At 73.3% G+C, this 19,786-nt stretch carries 16 protein-coding genes; 9 read left to right on the top strand and 7 right to left on the bottom strand.

Annotation, left to right across the window (positions count from 1 at the left end):
- Positions 1 to 317 precede the first annotated feature (317 nt).
- Positions 318 to 2,108: an ABC transporter ATP-binding protein gene (locus AC0VYD_RS25480; RefSeq protein WP_475477838.1), complete on the top strand. Its 1,791-nt coding sequence runs from the start codon at positions 318 to 320 to the stop codon at positions 2,106 to 2,108.
- On the top strand, positions 2,105 to 3,847 hold the full coding sequence (locus tag AC0VYD_RS25485) for an ABC transporter ATP-binding protein (protein ID WP_475477839.1): 1,743 nt from the start codon (positions 2,105 to 2,107) through the stop codon (positions 3,845 to 3,847). The genes AC0VYD_RS25480 and AC0VYD_RS25485 overlap by 4 nt, the downstream gene beginning before the upstream one ends.
- A gap of 56 nt (positions 3,848 to 3,903) precedes the next feature.
- Here the strand turns inward: AC0VYD_RS25485 and AC0VYD_RS25490 are convergent, their stop codons facing one another.
- Positions 3,904 to 4,320, bottom strand: a complete 417-nt coding sequence (locus AC0VYD_RS25490) for a VOC family protein (RefSeq protein ID WP_475477840.1) — start codon at positions 4,318 to 4,320, stop codon at positions 3,904 to 3,906.
- Between the two features lie 2 nt (positions 4,321 to 4,322).
- Positions 4,323 to 4,922 carry a GNAT family N-acetyltransferase gene (locus AC0VYD_RS25495; protein ID WP_475477841.1) on the bottom strand — a complete coding sequence of 200 codons (600 nt, stop codon included), beginning with the start codon at positions 4,920 to 4,922 and terminating at the stop codon, positions 4,323 to 4,325.
- A 178-nt stretch (positions 4,923 to 5,100) separates the two neighbouring features.
- On the opposite strand from AC0VYD_RS25495, the gene AC0VYD_RS25500 reads away from it, so the two are divergent.
- The 4 genes from AC0VYD_RS25500 (at position 5,101) to AC0VYD_RS25515 (ending at position 8,566) form a co-directional block, all read left to right on the top strand.
- Positions 5,101 to 5,670, top strand: coding sequence for a DNA-3-methyladenine glycosylase I (locus tag AC0VYD_RS25500; protein ID WP_475477842.1), 570 nt, complete (start codon positions 5,101 to 5,103; stop codon positions 5,668 to 5,670).
- Positions 5,671 to 5,809: 139 nt separating this feature from the next.
- A complete protein-coding gene (locus tag AC0VYD_RS25505; RefSeq protein WP_475477843.1) occupies positions 5,810 to 6,802 on the top strand; it encodes an ATP-binding cassette domain-containing protein in 993 nt (330 codons plus the stop codon).
- Between the two features lie 52 nt (positions 6,803 to 6,854).
- Complete coding sequence (locus AC0VYD_RS25510) at positions 6,855 to 7,712, top strand: ABC transporter permease (protein ID WP_475477844.1); 858 nt, start codon at positions 6,855 to 6,857, stop codon at positions 7,710 to 7,712.
- Between the two features lie 74 nt (positions 7,713 to 7,786).
- On the top strand, positions 7,787 to 8,566 hold the full coding sequence (locus tag AC0VYD_RS25515; protein WP_475477845.1) for a TetR/AcrR family transcriptional regulator: 780 nt from the start codon (positions 7,787 to 7,789) through the stop codon (positions 8,564 to 8,566).
- Between the two features lie 119 nt (positions 8,567 to 8,685).
- Here the strand turns inward: AC0VYD_RS25515 and eda are convergent, their stop codons facing one another.
- From eda to zwf, 3 genes are all read right to left on the bottom strand, one after another.
- Positions 8,686 to 9,324, bottom strand: coding sequence for a bifunctional 4-hydroxy-2-oxoglutarate aldolase/2-dehydro-3-deoxy-phosphogluconate aldolase (gene eda, locus AC0VYD_RS25520; protein ID WP_475477847.1), 639 nt, complete (start codon positions 9,322 to 9,324; stop codon positions 8,686 to 8,688).
- A 77-nt stretch (positions 9,325 to 9,401) separates the two neighbouring features.
- Positions 9,402 to 11,252: a phosphogluconate dehydratase gene (edd, locus tag AC0VYD_RS25525; RefSeq protein WP_475477848.1), complete on the bottom strand. Its 1,851-nt coding sequence runs from the start codon at positions 11,250 to 11,252 to the stop codon at positions 9,402 to 9,404.
- Positions 11,249 to 12,727, bottom strand: coding sequence for a glucose-6-phosphate dehydrogenase (zwf, locus tag AC0VYD_RS25530; RefSeq protein ID WP_475477849.1), 1,479 nt, complete (start codon positions 12,725 to 12,727; stop codon positions 11,249 to 11,251). The genes edd and zwf overlap by 4 nt, the downstream gene beginning before the upstream one ends.
- A gap of 203 nt (positions 12,728 to 12,930) precedes the next feature.
- Here zwf and AC0VYD_RS25535 point away from each other — a divergent pair, with 203 nt between their 5' ends.
- The 3 genes from AC0VYD_RS25535 to AC0VYD_RS25545 all read left to right on the top strand — a co-directional run bounded on the left by AC0VYD_RS25535 (position 12,931) and on the right by AC0VYD_RS25545 (position 17,286).
- Positions 12,931 to 14,118 carry an ROK family transcriptional regulator gene (locus AC0VYD_RS25535; protein WP_475477850.1) on the top strand — a complete coding sequence of 396 codons (1,188 nt, stop codon included), beginning with the start codon at positions 12,931 to 12,933 and terminating at the stop codon, positions 14,116 to 14,118.
- Positions 14,119 to 14,470: 352 nt separating this feature from the next.
- A complete protein-coding gene (locus tag AC0VYD_RS25540; RefSeq protein ID WP_475477851.1) occupies positions 14,471 to 15,163 on the top strand; it encodes a hypothetical protein in 693 nt (230 codons plus the stop codon).
- A 461-nt stretch (positions 15,164 to 15,624) separates the two neighbouring features.
- Positions 15,625 to 17,286, top strand: a complete 1,662-nt coding sequence (locus AC0VYD_RS25545; RefSeq protein WP_475477852.1) for an LCP family protein — start codon at positions 15,625 to 15,627, stop codon at positions 17,284 to 17,286.
- 274 nt (positions 17,287 to 17,560) lie between these two features.
- On the opposite strand, the gene AC0VYD_RS25550 is transcribed toward AC0VYD_RS25545, so the two are convergent.
- Positions 17,561 to 18,547 (bottom strand): hypothetical protein, encoded by a 987-nt coding sequence (locus AC0VYD_RS25550; RefSeq protein ID WP_475477853.1) that lies wholly within the window; start codon positions 18,545 to 18,547, stop codon positions 17,561 to 17,563.
- Positions 18,548 to 18,913: 366 nt separating this feature from the next.
- Entirely contained in the window at positions 18,914 to 19,738 is an 825-nt protein-coding gene (locus AC0VYD_RS25555; protein ID WP_475477854.1) for a prolipoprotein diacylglyceryl transferase, read from the bottom strand.
- Positions 19,739 to 19,786 lie beyond the last annotated feature (48 nt).

Raw genomic sequence — 19,786 nt, forward strand, 5'->3', positions numbered from 1 at the left:
CGACGGGGCTTCCGGAATCTGGCCGCTGGACGGTCAAGGACCCATGATGCGCGTTTTTCCTCGATGTATGAGTGGCTCCGCCTTTCGTAACGCAGGCGTTATAAGAATTCCCTCACTTTTTCCACCGAAAATCACCGGAATCACTTTTGGCACCTCAAGTCGACTTCGGGACCTGAGGCCCGAACCACGCCCCACACACCGTTCCCCACTCCCCTCCCTCTCGGACAGAACCGTCCGTTCCCGGCCCGCACCCCGCCCGGAGACCCTCTCGGGACTCTGGTTACATGGGCGTGCGCCAGCTCACACGGAGGTGTCAGTTGCCCGACCCCGCAGGCGTCCCCGGCCCCTGGGGGACCCGGCCGCTCCCCCGCACGGCCCTTCCGCCCACCGGCACCCCCGACCTGCGCGGCCCCCTCCGCTACGTGTGGTGGCTGATCTCCGCCCAGCCGTGGCGCGTCCTGCGCGGCTCCCTCTACGGCACCCTGTGGATGGCGGGGCTGATGGTCCCGCCCTACCTGCTCTCCCGCGCCATCGACGACGGTCTGCGCGCCGGGAACACCGGGGCCCTGTTCCTGTGGGCCGGCGTCACCGCCGCGGCGGCCGTGGCCACCGCGGCCGTGTCGATCCTGCGGCACCGGACGCTGTCCCTGGTCCGGATGGACGCCGCGCACCGGACCATGCGGGTGGTCACCCGGCACGCCACGGTGCTGGGCGCGTCCCTGTCCCGCCGGGTCACCTCCGGTGAGCTCTCCACCGTGCAGGCCTCGGACGTGCTGCTGATCGCCCACATCCTCACCCTGACCGGCCCCGGGGTGGGCTCGGTCATCGCCTACGCGGGCGTCTCGGTCCTGCTGTTCACCGTCTCCCCGCTGCTCGCCGCGATCGTCGTGCTGGGCCTGCCGGTGCTGGCGGTCGTCATCGGCCCCCTGATGGGGCGGCTGCACGGTCGGCAGAGCGTCTACCGGGAGCACCAGGGTCGGACCACCGCCCTGGCCGGGGACATCGTGTCCGGGCTGCGGGTGCTGTACGGGATCGGCGGCAAGGCGCACTTCGCCCGCCGGTACGGGGAGCGGTCCGGGGAACTGCTGCGCCAGGGCTACCGGGTCAGCGAGACCACCAGCTGGTTCCAGGCGGTGAGCTCCTGCCTGCCGGTGGTCTTCCTCGGCGCGGTCACCTGGGTGGCTGCCCGGATGGCCGTGACCGGGCAGATCACCGTCGGCGAGACCGTCGCCGTCTACGCCTACGTGGCGGTGCTCGTCCCCCCGGTGTTCTTCCTCGTCGAGGGGGTCAGCACCCTGGTCCAGGGGCTGGTCTGCGTGCGGCGGGTGCTCGACCTGCTCACCCTCGAACCCCCGCTCACCGGTAGCGGGAGGGACCGCCCCGGGCCGGCCGAGGGCTCGGAACTGGTCGAACCGTGCTCCGGGGTGACCGTCCCGCCGGGCCGCACCACCGCCCTCGTCTGCGCCGACGCACACGGGACCGCCGCGGTCGTGGACCGGCTGGGCCGCTACACCGACTCCGACACCCGGTGGGGCGGCGCCTTGCTGCGGGACATGGCGCTCGACGAGGTCCGCCGCCGGATCCTGGTCAGCGACAACGAGTCCTACCTGTTCGCCGGTTCCCTGCGCGAGGTCCTGGACCCGCACGGGACGCACACCGACGCCGGGATCCGCTCGGCGCTGCACGTCGCGGGCGCCGACGACGTGGTCGCGGCCGTGCCCGACGGCCTGGACTCCGCGGTGGAACCGCAGGGCCGCAACCTCTCCGGCGGCCAGCGCCAACGGGTCCGGCTGGCCCGGGCGCTGCTCGCCGACCCCGAGGTCCTGCTCCTGGTCGAACCCACCTCGGCCGTGGACGCGCACACCGAGGCCACCGTCGCCGACCGGCTGCACGGGGCGCGGGCCGGGCGCACCACGGTGGTCGCGGGCACCTCGCCCCTTCTGCTGGACCGGGCGGACCGGGTGGTCCTGCTGGCGGCCGGGCGGGTCGCGGCCGTGGGGACCCACGGCGAACTGCTCGCCAGCAGGCCGGACTACCGGGCGCTGGTCTTCCGCGGCGCCCTGGGTGAGGAGAACAGCGAAGGGAGAAGCGAGGGGACCCCGGTATGAGTGAACGGCTCCCGGTCGCCGACCGCGCCCAGGTGCGCCGCGACACCGCCCGCCTGCTGGGCGCCGAACGCGGGCGGGTGGCCTGGCTGGTGCTGTTGACCTGTCTGGCCACCGGGGCCGGGCTGGTCGGCCCCTACCTGCTGGGCCGGATCGTCAACCTGGTGGAGGACGGCACCGCCACCCTGGGCGCGGTGGACCTGCTCGCCGCCGGTGTGGTGGCGGCGGCCTGCGTCCAGCTCCTGCTGACCCGGTACGCGCGCCGGGCCGTCCACCGCTTCGGCGAGCACGTCCTGCGGCGGCTGCGCGAGGACTTCGTCGGCCGGGTGCTGGCGCTGCCCGCCCGGGTGGTGGAGCGTTCGGGTACCGGCGACCTCACCACGCGTGCCTCCTCGGACGTGGTGACCGTGGGCAACAGCCTGCGCGGGGCGCTGCCCGAGATCGGCACGGCCCTCCTCCAGGTCCTGGTCCTGCTGGCCGCGATCACCTGGATCCACCCGCTGCTGGGGCTGTGCGCCCTGCTGGGGGTCCCCCTGATGTGGCCGACGGCACGCTGGTACCTGAAGCGCTCGCGTGAGACCTACCTGGCGGAGGGGGCCGCGCTCTCGACCGCCCTGGAGGGCACCACCGCCACCGCCGAGGGCGGACGCACCGTGGAGGCCCTGGGCGTCCAGAAGGACCGCCGGGAGGTGACCGACCGGGACCTCGGCGTCCTGTACCGGGCCCGCCGGGGCGGCCTGCGGCTGCGGTCGGTGCTGTTCCCGGTCGCCGAGTCGGTGCTCGTGCTGCCGACCGCCTTCGCCCTGTTGGCGGGCGGGGTGCTGTACCAGGGCGGCGGGATCGGCCTCGGTGCCCTGGTGACCTGCCTGCTGTACGTGCAGCAGCTGGTGGACCCGATGATCGCCATCACCCAGCGGCTGGAGGAGCTCCAGCGGGCCGGGGCCTCCTTCGCCCGGCTGCGGGGCGTGCAGCGGCTGCCCGAGGAGTCCTCCGCCCCCGGCGGGGTCCCCCGGGACGACCGGATCGAACTGCGCGGTGTCCGCTACGCCTACGTGCCCGGGCACGACGTCCTGCGCGGTATCGACCTGGGCGTGCGCCCGGGCGAGCGGCTGGCGGTGGTCGGCCCGTCAGGGGCGGGCAAGACCACGATCGGCCGCCTGCTGTCCGGGGCGGACGTCTCCGGCTCGGGCCGGGTCCTGCTCGGCGGTGTGCCCGTCACCGAGCTCTCCCCCGAGGTGCTGCGCGAGCGGATCGTGCTGGTCGACCAGGAGCACCACGTCTTCACCGGGACGCTGCGGGAGAACCTGGCCATCGCCGCCTCCGGCGCGGACGACGGGAGGCTGCTCCGCGCCCTGGACGCGGTGGACGCCGACTGGGCGCGGGAGCTGCCCGAGGGCCTGGACACCCGGGTGGGCTCGGGCGGCCGGACCCTGGACCCGGCCCGGGCCCAGCAGGTGGCGCTGGCCCGGGTGGTGCTGCTGGACCCGCACACCGTGGTCCTGGACGAGGCCACCTCGCTGTTGGACCCGAGGACGGCGCGGCAGGCGGAGCGGTCCCTGGCGGCGGTACTGGAGGGGCGGACGGTGATCGCGATCGCACACCGGCTGCACACCGCGCACGACGCCGACCGGGTCGCGGTGGTGGAGGCGGGGCGGATCAGCGAGCTGGGGACGCACGACGAGCTGATCGCCGCGGGCGGGGCCTACGCGGCCCTGTGGAGCTCCTGGCACGGCAGCGACTGAACAGCGGCGGCCGAGGGGCGCGGGGCCGACGGGCGGGTCCGTTCCCCGCGCGCCGGTCAGTCCCGGGTACCGGCCGGGGTGATGAACTCCAGGCGGTTGCCGTTGTTGTCGCGGGTGTGGAAACGGCGGTACCCGGGGAGGTCGTCGTTCCAGACGATCTCGTACCCGGCGGCGGTGAGGCGCTCGGCGAGGGCGTCGAGCTCCCGGACGAGGATGCCGGGGTGGGCCTTGCGCTGCGGGGCGAAGTCCCCCTCCACACCCAGGTGGAGCTCCAGGCCGTCGGCGCGGACCCACAGGCCGCCGCGCGCGGCCAGGGCCGGGGGCTTGGGGATCTCGACGAAGCCGAGGACGTCCACGTAGAAGGCGCGGCACGCCTCCTCCCCGCCCGGGGGCAGGGAGATCTGGACGTGGTGGAGCCCGAAGCCGAACCGCGTGGCGGTGTCCGGGGTGTCCTCGGCGCGGGGGGTGGCCATACTTACCTCTCTCGGTGCGCAGACTGCTCCCGGTGCACGGGCGGCGGGGGTGAGGGGCGTTCGTGGACGTGTTCCAGGCCGTCGATGTCGTCCCACTGCTCGCCGACCCGTTCGAAGCCGAAACCGGCGATGGTCGCCAGGGATGCGGCGTTGTCCGGTCGGATCGAGGCCCGCACCGTGGCGACCTCCGGGGAGGCGTCGGCCCTGCGGAGCAGCTCGGCCAGGGTCGCCCGCGCGTAGCCGCGGCGGCGCAGTTCGGGCACGACGGAGTAGCCGATCTCCACCATCCGGCGCTCGTCCGGGGGACCGTGGAAACCGGCGTGGCCGACCGCCCGGCCGTCGTCGGCGTCCACGACCACGTATGCGAGCCAGCCCGCCCGGCCGGGCACGGCCCGGAGCTGGCCGAGGCGGTACCGGCTCAGCCAGCGCATCTCCGCACTCGCGAAGTGCTCCCCGAGGTCGGTGCCGAGCAGGGCACCCGCGGCCTCCGTGTCTCCCTCCGCAAGGGCGGCGAGCACGGGTTCGACCATCTCCACCAGCCGTATCCGGGGTGTACTGGCGCGTCGCGGTCCGAGTGGCGGGTCCGTGTCCGTGTCTGTCACCGTTCCATCCTTCCCCCCGCGGGCACCCGGTACAACGTGTTTTCGCCCGCCCCGCGTCCCTGGGCGGGGTTCTCCCGCCCGGCGTTCCGTGCGGCGTTCCGTCCTGCGGCCCGCGAACCGTCGGAGCCGTCCGGGACGATGGACGCAGCCGTCCGTACCGCCTCTTCGGGGAGCACCTTTGACCGACACCGACGACCGCCGCTGCGCCTGGGCGCGGAACGCGTCCGAACTGATGACCGCCTACCACGACACCGAGTGGGGGCGCGTCTCGCACGAGGACGGGTACCTGTTCGAGATGCTCGTCCTGGAGGGCGCCCAGGCCGGCCTGTCCTGGTCCACGGTGCTGAACAAACGCGAGAACTACCGGCGCGCGATGGACGGTTTCGACTACGAGCGGATCGCCGCCTACGGGCGGGCGGAGACGGATCGGCTGCTCGCCGACCCCGGGATCGTCCGCAACCGCCTCAAGGTCGCCTCCGCGGTACGCAACGCCCGGGCCTTCCTGGCGGTGCGCGAGGAGTTCGGGAGCTTCGACGCCTACCTGTGGGGGTGGGTGCCGGGCCCGGTCGTCGGCCACTGGACCTCGGCCGGGCAGGTCCCGGTGACCACCGACCTGTCGGACCGGCTGAGCCGGGACCTGAGGAGGCGGGGGTTCAACTTCGTGGGGAGCACGATCGTCTACTCCTACCTCCAGGCCACCGGTCTGGTCGAGGACCACCTGGAGGACTGCCCCGCCAAGCCCGGGTAGGCCCGTCCGAGGACCCCTCCCGACCTGCCCCGGAAAGAGGGCACCAGAAAACTTTATGCCCTAAGGAATTATCTCCCCGGATTCCCGCGTTCCCTTCTCCGTACGCCGTACTGTACGAGGTACGAACGAGGAGGGGCCCATGGCACCAGCACCAGCACCGGCGCGCACAGCTCCAGCCGTCAGCGCACGCGGGATCGGCAGGAGGTTCAAGGACAGGTGGGCCCTGCGCGGGTTCGACCTGGAGGTCGGCCGGGGCACCGTCCACGGCCTGCTCGGGCCCAACGGCGCCGGGAAGTCCACGGCGGTCCGCGTGCTCACCACCCTGCTCCGCCCGCACGAGGGCACCGCGCAGGTCGCCGGGTACGACGTGGCCGCACAGGGCGCCCGGGTCCGCCAGCGGATCGGGCTGGTCGGCCAGAACGCCGCCGTGGACGAGATCCTCAGCGGCCGCCAGAACCTGGAGCTCTTCGGCCGACTCCACCACCTGGGCGGCCGCGCGGCCGCCCGCCGGGCCGCCGAACTCCTGGAGCGCTTCGGCCTGTCCGACACCAGGCGCCCGGTCGGCACCTACTCGGGCGGGATGCGCCGCAGGCTCGATCTGGCCGCCGGGATGATCCTCGACCCGCCCGTGGTGTTCCTCGACGAACCCACCACCGGCCTCGACCCGCGCGGCCGCGACGAGGTCTGGTCCGCCGTGCGCGGCCTGGTCGACGGGGGCACGTCCGTCCTGCTCACCACCCAGTACCTGGAGGAGGCCGACCGGCTGGCCGACCGGATCTCGGTGGTCGACACCGGGCACGTGATCGCGGAGGGCACGCCCGCAGAACTCAAGTCGGGGATCGGCGGGGACCGGATCGACGTGGTCCTGCACGAGGGGCACGCCCTGGCGGAGGCCGCCGCCCTGGTGGAGGGGGCCACCGGGCACCCCGTGCGCACCGTCCCGCAGGAGCGGCGGATCAGCGCCGAGGTGGACGACCGCGCCGCCTCCCTGACCCGGGCCGTGCGCGCCCTGGACGAGGGCGGGGTGGCCGTGGCGGACGTGGTCCTGCGCGGCCCCAGCCTCGACGAGGTCTTCCTGCACCTGACCGGCCCCCGCGCGCGGGTACCGGCTCTCCCGCCGCCGCCCCGGTGACCGGCGGCACCGCCGCACCCGGGCAGCAGGACACCCGCCAGGAGGTCCAGCGATGAACCGCACCGCCCCGAACCCCGCCGCGCCCGCCGTCCCGGCCCCCGCACCGCCGTGCGGGCCCCTGGCCCGCCTGGCCTGGGCCGCCGCCGACGGCTGGACCGTGGCCCGGCGCGACGTCACGCACTGGCTGCGACAGCCGTGGGAGCCGCTCTTCGGACTGCTCTTCCCGGTCCTCATGGTGCTGATGTTCGTGTACCTGCTCGGCGGAGCCATGTCGGTACCGGGCGGCGGGGACTACACCGAGTACCTCATACCCGGCATGTTCGCGATGGTCATGGTGTTCGGCCTCGGGGAGACCGTCACCGCCGTGGCCGCCGACTCCGCCCGCGGGATCACCGACCGGTTCCGCTCGATGCCGATGTCCGCCTCCGCCGTGGTCGTCGGCCGCTGCCTGGCGGACATGCTCCGCTCCACGGCCGCCCTGGTGGTCCTGGTCGGGTTCGGGATGCTCGTGGGCTGGCAGTGGCACGGGAGCGCGGGGGCTGCCCTGGCCGGGTTCGGGCTGCTGCTCCTGCTGCGCTTCGCCCTGGTGTGGATCGGCGTCTACGTGGGCCTGGTCATGCGCGGCCAGGGCGGCATCGCCGTCATCCAGACCCTGGAGTTCCCGGTCGGCTTCCTGTCCAACGCCTTCGTGGCCACCGCGACCATGCCGGTGTGGCTGGGCGCGGTCGCAGACTGGAACCCGGTGTCGTCCACCGTGGCCGCCGCGCGCGGGCTGTTCGGCAACCCGGCGGCGGCCGGGGACGGCTGGGTCGCGCAGAACGCCCTCCTGATGGCGGTGGTCTGGCCGCTGCTGCTGGTCGCGGTGTTCGCGCCGCTGTGCGTGCACCGGTACCGCAACCTCGGCGGCTGATCCGGCCCGGGCCGTGCCCCCGCCCGGCTTACACTGGCCCGTACCCCCTACGGAACCAGCACCAGGACGGACCGATGTCCCCGCAGCACAGCAAGAGTGGCGACCCCGCGCGCAGCCTGGCCCTGCTGTGGCGCACCCAGGAACCCGCGAGCCGCCGCCGGGGCAGGCCGGATCTGAACGTCGACCGGATCGTGGCGGCCGCCACCGCCCTGGCCGATGCCGAGGGCCTGGCCGCGCTCTCGATGCGCAGGGTCGCGGAGGCCCTGGACGTGGGCACGATGTCGCTCTACACCTACGTGCCGGGCAAGGGCGAGCTCATCGACCTGATGGTGGACACCGCCTACGCCGACCTGGACACGCAGGAGCGCTCCGGCACCTGGCGGGACCGGCTCCGCCGGATCGCGCACGCCAACCGGGAGCTGTACATCCGCCACCCGTGGATGCTGCAGACCGTCACCGTGCGCCTGCTCGGCCCGAACGTGATCGCCAAGTACGACCACGAGCTCTCCGCCGTGGACGGGCTCGGCCTGAGCGAGATCGAGATGGACTCGACGGTCAACCTGGTCAACGGTTACGTGGAGAGCTCCACCCGGCAGACCCTGGGCGCCGAGCAGGTCGCCCGGGAGTCCGGCATGGACGACGAGCAGTGGTGGCGGATCCACGATCCGCTGCTCGCCGCGCTGGTCGACGGCTCCCGGTACCCGACGGCCTCCCGGGTGGGCACCGCCGTCGGTCGGGCGCACCAGGCGGTCCACGCCCCCGAGCACGAGTTCTCCTTCGGCCTGGAGCGGGTCCTGGACGGCGTGCAGGTCCTGGTGGACGCCCGTTCCGCACCGGCTACGGGTTCCTCCTGACCGCGGCGTGCCACGGGTGAACGAGCATGACGGAACCCCCCTGGATAGACATGCAGACTATTGCATACCTTCACAGGAGGGTTCCAGGGTTCTGCAGGCTCCGGGTCAGGCTCCGGGGCTCAGGAGCCCAGTGCGGCCGCCTCCCGGGCGAGTTCGGTGACCGTGTCCCAGCGCCCCCCGGCGACCAGGTCCGCGGGGGTCAGCCAGCTACCGCCCACGCAGCCGACGTTCGGCAGGGCGAGGTAGTCCGGGGCGGTCCGGGCGGTGATGCCGCCGGTGGGGCAGAACCGGAGCTGCGGCAGCGGCCCGTTGAGGGACTTCAGGAACGCCGCCCCGCCGGCGGCCTCCGCGGGGAAGAACTTGAGCTCGGTCAGGCCCAGCTCCAACAGGGCCATCGCCTCGGACACCGAGGCCACCCCGGGCAGGGCGGGCAGGCCGGTGTCGGCCATCGCCCGGGCCAGGTCCGGGGTGCACCCGGGGCTGACCAGGAACCGGGCCCCGGCCCTGGCGGCGGCCGCGGCCTGCTCGCCGTTGACGACGGTGCCCGCGCCCACCACGGCCTCGGGCACCTCCTCGGCGACGCGCTCGATCGCGGAGAGGGCCGCCGGGGTCCTCAGGGTCACCTCGATGCCGGGCAGGCCGCCCGCCACCAGGGCGCGGGCCAGCGGGACCGCGTGCTCGACCTCCTCGACCACCACCACGGGCATCACCGGGGCGAGGGCGAGGACGTCCGCACCGGAGCGGGGGAACGTCGTCATGGCTGTCTCCAAGGGGTCTCGGGTCGAAGGGGCGGGGCGTACGGACGCCTCGCGGTCGGAGTCACGGACGGAGGGGCTCAGTGGCCGAAGACCCCTGCCCCGGTCTCGGCCGGTCCGACCGCTCCGCGCAGGGCGGCGAACAGTTCGCGGCCGGTACCGGTGGAGGAGTCCACCGTGGGCCGGGCGTCCTCGCGGCCCTCCAGGTCGGCCAGGACCTCCAGTGTCCCCTTGACCGCGTCCAGCCTGATGATGTCGCCGTCCCGGACCCGGGCGAGCGGTCCGCCCGCCTCCGCCTCGGGGGAGACGTGGATGGCCGCGGGCACCTTGCCGGAAGCACCGGACATGCGGCCGTCGGTGACCAGCGCGACCTTCTGGCCCCGGTCCTGGAGGACGGCCAGCGGCGGGGTGAGCTTGTGCAGTTCGGGCATGCCGTTGGCGCGCGGGCCCTGGAAGCGCACCACCGCCACGAAGTCGCCGTCGAGCTCGTCGGCGGTGAAGGCCGCCTGGAGCTCGGCCTGGTCGGCGAACACCCTGGCGGGGGCCTCGACGACGTGCCGCTCGGGGGCCACCGCGGACACCTTGATCACGGCGCGGCCGAGGTTGCCCGCGAGCATACGCAGCCCGCCGTCGGGGGCGAAGGGGTCCTCGACCCCGCGCAGCACCGTCTTGTCCGAGCTCTCCACGGGACCGTCCACCCAGGTCAGCGTCCCGTCCTCGGCGAGCTGGGGCACCTGCCGGTAGCGGTTCAGCCCCGGCCCGGCGACCGTCCGGACGTCCTCGTGCAGCAGCCCCGCGTCGAGCAGGGTACCGATGAGGAAGGCCATGCCGCCGACCTCGTGGAACCGGTTCACGTCGGCGGCGCCGTTGGGGTACATGCGGGTGAGCAGCGGCACGGCCTCCGACAGGTCGGCGAAGTCGTCCCAGGTCAGCTGGATCCCCGCCGCGTGGGCGATGGCGACCAGGTGGAGGGTGTGGTTGCTGGAGCCGCCGGTGGCCAGCAGGGCGACGACCGCGTTGACGATCGCCTTCTCGTCGATCTGCTCGCCGACCGGGTTGTGCCGGTCGGTCAGGGCGGTCAGCCCGAGCACGCGGCGCCCGGCCTCCGCGGTCAGGGCCTCCCGCAGCGGCGTGCCGGGCTGCTCGAAGCTGGCCCCGGGCAGGTGCAGGCCCATGACCTCCATGAGCATCTGGTTGGAGTTGGCGGTGCCGTAGAACGTGCAGGTACCGGGTGAGTGGTAGGAGGCGGACTCGGCCTGGAGGAGCTCCTTGCGGTCCACCTTGCCCTCGGCGAACTGCTGGCGGACCCGCGCCTTCTCCTTGTTGGGCAGGCCGGAGTGCATCGGCCCGGCCGGCACGAACGCCACCGGGAGGTGGCCGAAGGACAGGGCGCCGATGAGCAGGCCCGGCACGATCTTGTCGCACACGCCGAGCATGAGCGCGCCGTCGAACATGTCGTGGGACAGGGCCACGGCGGAGGCCATCGCGATGACGTCCCGGCTGAACAGGGACAGCTCCATGCCCGCGCGGCCCTGGGTGATGCCGTCGCACATGGCGGGCACCCCGCCGGCGAACTGGGCGACGCCGCCCGCCTCGGAGACCGCCTTCTTGATCAGGGCCGGGTAGGTCTCCAGCGGCTGGTGGGCGGAGAGCATGTCGTTGTAGGCGGAGACGATAGCCAGGTTGGGGGTGACGTCACCGGCCAGGGAGAGCTTGTCGCCGACCCCGCAGGCGGCGAACCCGTGTGCGAGGTTGGCGCAGCCCAGGGAGGTGCGGGCCGGGCCCTGGGCGACGGCCTCGCGGATGCGGTCGAGGTAGGCGGAACGGGTCCGGGCGCTGCGCTCGGCCAGGCGCCGGGTGACCTCGGCGACGACCGGGTGGGTCCTCGCCCCTGCTCCCGGGGCGCTGGTGCTGGGGGTGTGCGCGGTCATGTCTGCTCCTCTTCGTGCCACATGCGGCCGGTCCGGCTGATGAGCCGCTGTGCTCCTGCGGGGCCGGAGCTACCGGCGGGGTAGGTTTCGGGTGCGGTGCCGAGGCCGTTCCAGGCCTCGATGATGGGGTCCACCCACCGCCACGCGGCCTCGACCTCGTCGCGGCGCATGAAGAGGGTGGAGTCCCCGGCCAACACGTCCATCAGGAGCCGCTCGTAGGCCTCGGGCGAGCGGGTGGAGAAGGTGTCGGCGAAGCTGAGCTCCAGCGGGACCGGCCGCAGCCGCAGCGCGCCGGCGCCGGGCGTCTTGGTCAGCATGGTGAGGTGTATGCCCTCGTCCGGCTGGAGGCGGATGACGAGGCTGCCCGCTCCGGGGGCGGTGGCCGCGCCGGGGAAGATCGTGTGCGGGACGTCGCGGAAGCGGATGACGATCTCGGAGCGGGCGTGCGACATGCGCTTTCCGGTGCGCAGGTAGAAGGGGACGCCCGCCCACCGCCAGTTGGCGACCTCGGCGCGCAGGGCCACGAAGGTCTCGGTGTCGCTGGCAGGAGGGCCGCCCGCCTCGTCCAGGTAGCCGAGCGCCTCCTCACCGTGGACGGTGCCGCGGGTGTACTGGCCGCGGACGGTGTGCTCGGCGACCGCTGACCCGGAGATGGGTCTCAGGGACTGGAGGACCTTGAGCTTCTCGTCCCGGACGGCGTCGCGGTCGTAGCTGGCCGGGGGCTCCATGGCGGTGAGGCAGAGCAGTTGGAGCAGGTGGTTCTGCACCATGTCGCGCATGGCGCCGGAGGAGTCGTAGTAACCGCGCCGGCCGCCCACCCCCACGGTCTCGGCCGCGGTGATCTGCACGTGGTCGATCCACCGGGAGCTCCACAGGGGTTCGAGGAAGACGTTGGCGAACCGCAGCACGAGCAGGTTCTGCACGGTCTCCTTCCCCAGGTAGTGGTCGATCCGGTAGGTGTGGGCCTCGTCGAAGACCGCCCCGACCTCGTCGTTGACGGCCTGGGCGGAGGCGAGGTCGCGACCGAGGGGCTTCTCCATGACCACGCGGGAGTCAGGGGTGACCAGGCCGGCGTCGCGCAGGCCCCGGCAGATGGCGCCGGAGATCATCGGCGGCACGGCGAGGTAGAAGACGCGGTCGCGTCCGGGGGTGAGCGCGGCGGCGAGGTCCTCCCAGTCGGCGGGGTCCCCGCCGACGTCCACGGTCACGTGGGAGAGGCGTCCGCGGAAGCGGCGCAGGACCTCGGGTTCGACGACCTGGACGGCGCTGTGGCCGCGGACGGCGGAGGACGCCTTGTCACGCAGGTCGGCGTCGGTGAGGCCGTCCCGGGAGACCGCGATGACGCGGGTGTCCCCGACCAGGTGGCCGTCGCGGTCCAGGAGGTAGAGGGAGGGGAGCAGCTTACGCATGGACAGGTCACCGGTTCCGCCGAAGACCACCAGGTCAGTGGGACGGGGGTCGGGCTGCTGCGGCATTCGGTTGGCTCCTGCGGGAGGGGAGGTGAGCGTAGGGGGCTCCGGGGACGGGGCCCGGGGCTCCGGGCTGTTGCCTGGGGGACTTACGGCCCGGTTTCGACCCTAATCGCACTATGGTAAAAAACCAAGCACACTTCAGAACATAAATTTACATAAGTGAACGGCCTTCGAGGCGCCGAGCCGAGTGAATGGTTCAATGAGGCATGGCCAGAACCCCCGGACGCTTGTCCTCCACCGCCACCAGCGGGCACATCCTGGAGATGATCCGCACCGGAGCCGCCGCCAGCCGGGCGGAGATCGCCCGCGCGACCGGCCTGTCCCGGCCCTCCGTCGCCCTGCGGGTCACCGAGCTGATCGAGAGCGGGCTGGTCACCGAGGGGACCCGGGCGGCCTCCAGCGGGGGACGGCCGCCCACGCTGCTGGAGTTCAACGCCTCGCACGGGCTGATCCTCACCGGGGCCCTCGGCATGGCCCGCAGCCAGGCCGCCGTGTGCGACCTCGACGGCCGGGTACTCGTGCGCGCCCCGGGCTCCCCCGAGATGGAGCAGGGGCCCGACGCCACCGTCCCCTGGCTGCTGGACACCTGGTCCGAGCAGCTCCGCGAGCTGGGCCGCTCCCCCGACGACGTCCGCGGCGCCGGCATCGGCCTGCCGGGCACGGTGGAGTTCCACACCGGGCGGGCCGAGGACCGCCCCTTCCTCGGCAAGTGGGCGGGCGTGGCCCTGGCTCCGCTGGTCGCCGAGCGCTTCCCGGTCCCGGTGACGGTGGACAACGACGTGAACGTGATGGCACTGGGAGAGCACATCGCGGGCGGTCACGGCCACACCGAGGACATGGTGTTCGTGAAGGTCTCCACCGGGATCGGCGCCGGGCTGGTCTCCGGCGGCAACCTGCTGCGCGGTGCCCTGGGCGCGGCCGGGGAGCTCGGCCACATCCCCGTGCGCGACGGGGGCGGCCTGCCGTGCCGCTGCGGCAACACCGACTGCCTGGAGGCGGTGGCGGGCGGACGCCGCCTGCTGGTCCGCGCGGCGGAGCAGGGCAGGCAGGTGTCGGGGCTCAAGGAGCTGGTGTCGTTGGCCGCGGAGGGCGACCCGGTCGCGGTCACCCTCGTGCGCGGGGCCGGTCGGCGGTTGGGCGAGGCGCTCGCGGGCGCGGTCAACCTGCTCAACCCGGAGCTGATCGTGCTCGGCGGCGACCTGTCCGAAGCCTACGACCACCTGGTGGCGGGGGTGCGCGAGGCGGTCTTCCAGCAGTGCACCGCCCTGGCCACCCGTCAGTTGCGGATCGTGTCGAGCTCCCTGTGGGACGACGCCGGTGTGCGCGGCTGCGCGGCCGTGGTCAGCGAGGAGATCCTCTCGCCCGAGGCCGTGAACAAGTTCCTGGCCGGTTAGGGCCGCCCGGAGACGTCTTCGGGCGGGGCCCGGGGAAGAGGGTCCGACCCGGGAGAAACAGCAGGAGGGGGCCGGTCGGACCGGGAGCCGTCCACAGCCTGTGGACGGGGACGTTTACCCGGCCCGGGTGCGGGCAAGCGGTAGACAGGGCGAAGTGTCGACAATGCCCCCGTCCGTACTGACCTGCGAAGGCGCCGCCCCTGCGAGCGCCCGCCCCGTCGTGACCCTTGACAACGAGTACTGATCTGCCGAATAGTCACGCACCCGAGTACTGACCAGTACCCCCGCACATCCCCGTCACCCCGTGGCCATGACCCGTGCGGCCCCCCGCCCGGAAAGGTCTCCCGTGGAAATGCTCACCAACGACGCCGCGCTCATCGTGCTCGGCGCCGCCATCAGCCTCGTCACCAGCGTGGTCGTGACCGCTCTGCACGCCCGGCAGATCCGCCGCTCCGAGCTGCGCACCGCCACCCGCACCTCCGCGCGCAACCTCACCAGCGCCTTCATCGCGGAGCGCGACGGCACCGCCGAGGGCGCCGACTTCCTGAGTGAAGCGGAGCTCACGGTCATGTCGATGACCGACCGCAAGGCCCGCGAGCGGCTCAGCCGCGTCGTCCGCCTGCTGCGCGAACACGAACTGCCCGAGGTCGAGCAGTTGAGCGGCGTCAGCTCCGCCGCCGCCAAGCGGGTCCTGTGCGACCACGCCCTGGACGTCCTCGGCGCCCACCTGCGCGCGGACCGCCTGCCCGAGGTACCCGACGTGATGCGCAGGATGCTGAAGGTGGAGGAGGAGGCCCTGAGCATCCACTCCGGCGAGGCGCCCAAGCCCAGCGCACCGATCGAGAAGAGCCCGGTCACCCCCCGGCCGCGACACACCGGCACCGCCAAGGCCGCTGGCGGCACCGGCAGTACCGGCGGCACCGCGCGCAAGACCGCCAAGACCACCAAGACCGCCGCCAAACCGAGCGGGAAGAGCGGCGGGCGCACCACCGCGACCGCCACCGAGGAGGAGCCCAAGAAGGAGAGCGCCTTCTGGGACGACTGATCCGGACAGAGGACGACAACGCATGATCTTTGCGTCGAACACCGCTTCACCGGAGGGAAACCGTGTTTCACCGGCGGGTCAGAGGTGATTCGCGCGGGTGCGGATGAGACAGTCGGACCGGAAGGCCTCAGACGACTGCCCTCGGCGAAGGAATTGTGCGGCGCAATTGTGGTCAGGAACCGCGCGCGTGGACAACCCGAGCGCGCACTCATCGGGAACTTCACCTAGGATCACTGCCACGCGCGGGTTCCGGTATTCTCAGCGCCCTCTGGCCGCTGCCGCTCCAGCTTTCCTCACGGATTCGCCATCCCCCCTCGGTGACTTTTCGGCCAGGATTCCGGTCTGCCCGCGCGCATCCCCCGCGCGACCTCCGCCCCTCTCGGACACGGACACGTGACCCGCCAGGGTCGGTGTCCGGCCGTTGGCGCACCCAGCCGTCCGAACTCACCGAGATTGTCACTATGCCCGCTGACGAGAACCCCGCCGGTCCCGGCGCGGACCACACACCAGACCAGCCCCCCGAGCACCCTCCCCGGACCGAGAGCGCCGGGGAGGAGGCCGCCGAGCCCGGCACCGGACGGGCCGCCGACGAGCGGGAGGGCTCCGAGGCCGAGACCACCGAAGAGGATGCGGCTCGGTCCTCCGACGAGGGTCCCGACCGGGACGCACCCACCGCGGACGGGGAGGACTCCCCGGAGCCCGTGGTCATCGACACCGGGGTGGCGGTCGAGACCACCGCGGACGCCGCGGGCACCGAGAGCCCCGCGGACACCGGGACCGGGGCGGAGCCCGACGGGGACGCGGAGCCCGCCGCCGAACCCGCTGCGGACACCGCGGTCGGAACGGGTGCCGCTGCCGGGACGGGCCCGGCCGGGGCGGGCGCCGGGACCGGCACGGTCGAGGACGGCACCGCGGGAGACGGCGCCGGAGCCGCCGGGAAGAAGCGCAGACGGGGCCGTCTGCGCAGGATCGCCCTGTGGACCTCCGCGACCCTGGCCCTGGTCATGTGCGCCGGCGTGGCCACCGCCTACGGTTACTACCACTACCTGCGCTCCGACATGGTGCAGCACGACATCGGTGCGCTGCTCAACGAGGAGGAGCGTCCGGACAAGCTCAACGACGCGGTCAACATCCTCTTCATCGGCTCGGACGGGTACGAGGAGGACAGCCCCGCCTACTCCACGGAGTTCGAGGGCGAGCGGTCCGACTCCCTGATGCTGGCGCACATCTCCCCGGACAACCGGGCCTCGGTGATCAGCTTCCCGCGCGACTCCCTCGTCCAGCTCCCGGAGTGCGACGCCTACGGCGAGGCCCAGGGGACCTACGGTTACTTCGGCATGATCAACGCCGCGATGTACCACGGCGGCCCTCCCTGCGTCGTGCGGACCATCGAAACCCTCACGGACATCCGGGTCGACCACTTCGTCCACCTGAGCTTCGCGAGCTTCCGGGACGTGGTGAACGCCATCGGCGGTGTGGACATGTGCATCCCCGAACCGATGCAGGACCGCCGCGCCAAGCTGGACCTCGAAGCCGGCGAGCAGACCCTGGACGGGAACGAGGCGCTGTCCTTCGTCCGTGCCCGGTACGACATCGGTGACGGCGGCGACATGGGGCGCATCGACCGGCAGCAGATGTTCCTCGCCGCGCTCGCGGACCAGGTGACCAGCAGTGACGTACTCACGAGCCCGAGCAAGCTCAACGGCATCCTCCAGGCGGTGGTGCGGCACAGCGCCACCGACCGGGAACTGACCCTGGACCGGATGCTGTCCGTGGCGGTCACGATGGCCGACGTGGACCTGGCCGACATCGAGTTCCACACCGTGCCCTGGTACCAGGCGCCCTACGACCCCAACCGGGTCATGTGGAACGAGGCGGAGGCCGCCGAGCTGTTCTCCGCGGTGCGCGAGGACCGCAGCCTGCCCGAACTGCTCGCCGCCGACGACGCGTCCGCCCCGCAGGAGCCGCCGACGGCCGAGCCGACCCCGGCGGACGCGGAGGCTGCCGCCGGAGAGGGCGATACCGTGCCGGACACGCCCGCCCGACCGGGCGTGGGCCGGGACGCCACGTCCGATCCCTGCCAGGACGGTCTCGGTTTCGGCACCGGCGAGAACGACTGGTAGCCGGACGCGACCGACGGCACGGGGCCCCCACCGCATTCGCGCGGCGGGGGCCCCGTGCTGTCCGCTGGGACGCGGGGCCCGCGCTCCCGGGACCGGGGGTGTCGTCACGGTCCCGGGAGGGGGCGGATGCCTCGGGCGGCGGGGTCTGCGCCCTCCCGTCGGTACGCGCCGGGAACCCCCACAGTCCCCTGGCGCCCCAGTCGACGGGGGTGGTCCCGCGCACCGCCCGAGGCGGTGTGCGCCCGCCATGACCGGCGAGCGCACGTTCTGGGAGCTAGGACAGCTCCGGCAGGTCCTCGCCCAGCAGGTCACCGGTGGGCAGCTCCTCGGCGAGGGGCAGCAGGTCACCGGTGGGCAGGCCGTCGGTGGGCAGTTCCCCGGCCAGGGGCAGCTGCTCGGTACCGACCTCGGGGGCGCCCAGCTCCGGCAGGCCCTGGACGTCGACCAGGTCGCCGCCGGGGGTCTGCGGCAGCAGGCCGCCCTCCAGCCCCGTCTCGGCCCCGCTCATCGGCAGGGTGTCGTTGACGTCGCTGGGCAGCAGGGTGGTGAGCCCGCCGGTCAGGTCGGCGTTCTCGCCCGCGTCGAGCCCGACCGGGTCGCTCATCGGAACGGTCTCGCCGACCTGGGCGAGGTCGATGTCGTCCAGACCCACCAGCTCGGGGTCGGCCTCGTGGAGGCCGCTGCCGACACGGTCGCCCAGCTCGGTGGCGGTGTCGTTGACGACGTCCGTGCTCTGCTCCAGGGGGAGCGGCGATTCGGGGTGGCTCAACGGCAGGGTCTGGCCGCCACCGTTCAGGCCCAGGCCGTCGAGCAGGCCCGTCCCGCCCAGCAGGGTGGAGACCGGGTCGACCGACCCGCTGCTGAGCGGCAGGGTCTCGGTGGCGCTGTCCAGCTCCAGCGGGCCGACGCCGGTGGAGTTGTCCTCACCGGTCTGGAGCGGGGCGTCCGCGGAGACGCTGTCGCTGGAGACGGTGTCGCCGACCACGTGGCCGAGGGGGCCGCCGTCCTGGCCGGACTGGTGCTGCAGGTCGGGCTGGGCGGAGAGCTCGCCGGGCTGGACCTTGACCAGGTCGCCGACGGGCGAGGTGACGCCATCGGTCAGGGTGGACGGAACCTGGCTGCCCAGGTCGCCCAGGGGGAGGCCCTCCGTGGCACCGCCGAGCGCGTCGGCCCCTGCGACACCGGCGCCGAGGGCGACGAATCCGGCGGCGCCGGCGGCCACCAGCAGGGTCCGGGCGGAGGTACGGGCGGTGTGGAACATGGAATGTCCTTCCGGAGTGTGTGTTCGGTTCGGGGGCGCGACGGAGCGGGTGTCGTGCCCCGGTGGTCCGGTTCCCTGGCCAGGGGTTCCGGGCCTGATGGTCGTACGGGTGAGCTCTCCGGCCGGTGAACCCCGCCGCCCCTGGCGGGAGCGGGTCGGGTTCGGGCCGGATCCAGTCGGTCGGTCTGGCGGACCACCGGCTGACGTGAACCTCGCGAACGAGGTGCGGGGCTCACGTCAACCCCCAGGTGTCACTGGGTACGGGTGTCGCTGGGAGGGCGCCGCTCGAAGGGGCGCGCGGGAGGCGGACGCGTGCGGCGCACGGGGCTCGGGGCCTGCGGTGCGGGACGCGTGTCCGGTGGTGCGCTAGTCCGGGGAGAAGGTCGGCTCGTCCGCGGAGTCGGCGGGGGCCGAGCGCAGGACGTGCCGGGCGGCCTCGAACAGGCCGGGGGCGGGAGCCGGGGATCCGGCGGTCTGCAGATAGCCGGCGACCGCGGGGGCGGGGGCGGTGCCGCCGCCGACCGCAGAGGTGCCGTTGGCCACGGTGGTGACCGCCTCGGCCCCGCGGGGTCCGGAGTCAACGGTCCCGCCGTGTTCGCGGGTACCGGTCTCCTCGGCGGAGGGGCCGGTCTGCGGACGCGCAGTGACGGGGGCTCCGTCCTCGAGCCGCTCGCCCGCCGCCGGCTTCTCGGCCTGCGCGGCGGACCGCTGCTCCCGGCGGGGCTCGGCGGGGGCGTCCTCGCCGTCGCCGACCGGAGCGGGTGCGGTGACCTGCTCGGGGTCGGGGATGACGGCCTCGGGCAGGTGCTCGGGACGCGGCAGGGAGGTCTCCCGGACCGTTTCACGGACCTGCTGGACGGGTTCGGCCGCTTCGGTCTCGACCGCCCGGGCGGTCTCGGCTGCTCCGTCCAGCGCCCTGTCGGCCTGCCTCGCTGCCCGGTCCCCCACCGCGGTGACCGCTCCGCTGATCGAACCGCCGAGGGTCTCGGCGCTTTCAACGACGGTCTCGCCGGGTAGGGCGTTCCCGGTGACGGGTACTTCTTCGGCGTGCGCAGGGATCGCGGCTGCGAACCACACGGTGAACAGGATCCCGGCAACCAGACCGGCGAGCAGCAGGGCCCGGCGGAGTGCTTCCGGCCACACGGCGGGGCGGGCGCCGGTGGCGCCGACCGTACCGTGGTATCCAGACACCGGGAGGTTTCCTTCCGCTGTGGGAGCGAGTCCGCCCCGGCGAAGTGC

The sequence above is a fragment of the Nocardiopsis sp. iso_40 genome (genome assembly GCF_056173285.1).

Excerpts from the sequence above, each read along its gene's own strand:
- AC0VYD_RS25485 (WP_475477839.1), top strand. The coding sequence starts at position 2,105 with ATGAGTGAACGGCTCCCGGTCGCCGACCGCGCCCAGGTGCGCCGCGAC.
- AC0VYD_RS25490 (WP_475477840.1), bottom strand. The coding sequence starts at position 4,320 with ATGGCCACCCCCCGCGCCGAGGACACCCCGGACACCGCCACGCGGTTC.
- AC0VYD_RS25505 (WP_475477843.1), top strand. The coding sequence starts at position 5,810 with ATGGCACCAGCACCAGCACCGGCGCGCACAGCTCCAGCCGTCAGCGCA.
- AC0VYD_RS25510 (WP_475477844.1), top strand. The coding sequence starts at position 6,855 with ATGAACCGCACCGCCCCGAACCCCGCCGCGCCCGCCGTCCCGGCCCCC.
- AC0VYD_RS25515 (WP_475477845.1), top strand. The coding sequence starts at position 7,787 with ATGTCCCCGCAGCACAGCAAGAGTGGCGACCCCGCGCGCAGCCTGGCC.
- eda (WP_475477847.1), bottom strand. The coding sequence starts at position 9,324 with ATGACGACGTTCCCCCGCTCCGGTGCGGACGTCCTCGCCCTCGCCCCG.
- edd (WP_475477848.1), bottom strand. The coding sequence starts at position 11,252 with ATGACCGCGCACACCCCCAGCACCAGCGCCCCGGGAGCAGGGGCGAGG.
- zwf (WP_475477849.1), bottom strand. The coding sequence starts at position 12,727 with ATGCCGCAGCAGCCCGACCCCCGTCCCACTGACCTGGTGGTCTTCGGC.
- AC0VYD_RS25535 (WP_475477850.1), top strand. The coding sequence starts at position 12,931 with ATGGCCAGAACCCCCGGACGCTTGTCCTCCACCGCCACCAGCGGGCAC.
- AC0VYD_RS25540 (WP_475477851.1), top strand. The coding sequence starts at position 14,471 with ATGCTCACCAACGACGCCGCGCTCATCGTGCTCGGCGCCGCCATCAGC.
- AC0VYD_RS25545 (WP_475477852.1), top strand. The coding sequence starts at position 15,625 with ATGCCCGCTGACGAGAACCCCGCCGGTCCCGGCGCGGACCACACACCA.
- AC0VYD_RS25550 (WP_475477853.1), bottom strand. The coding sequence starts at position 18,547 with ATGTTCCACACCGCCCGTACCTCCGCCCGGACCCTGCTGGTGGCCGCC.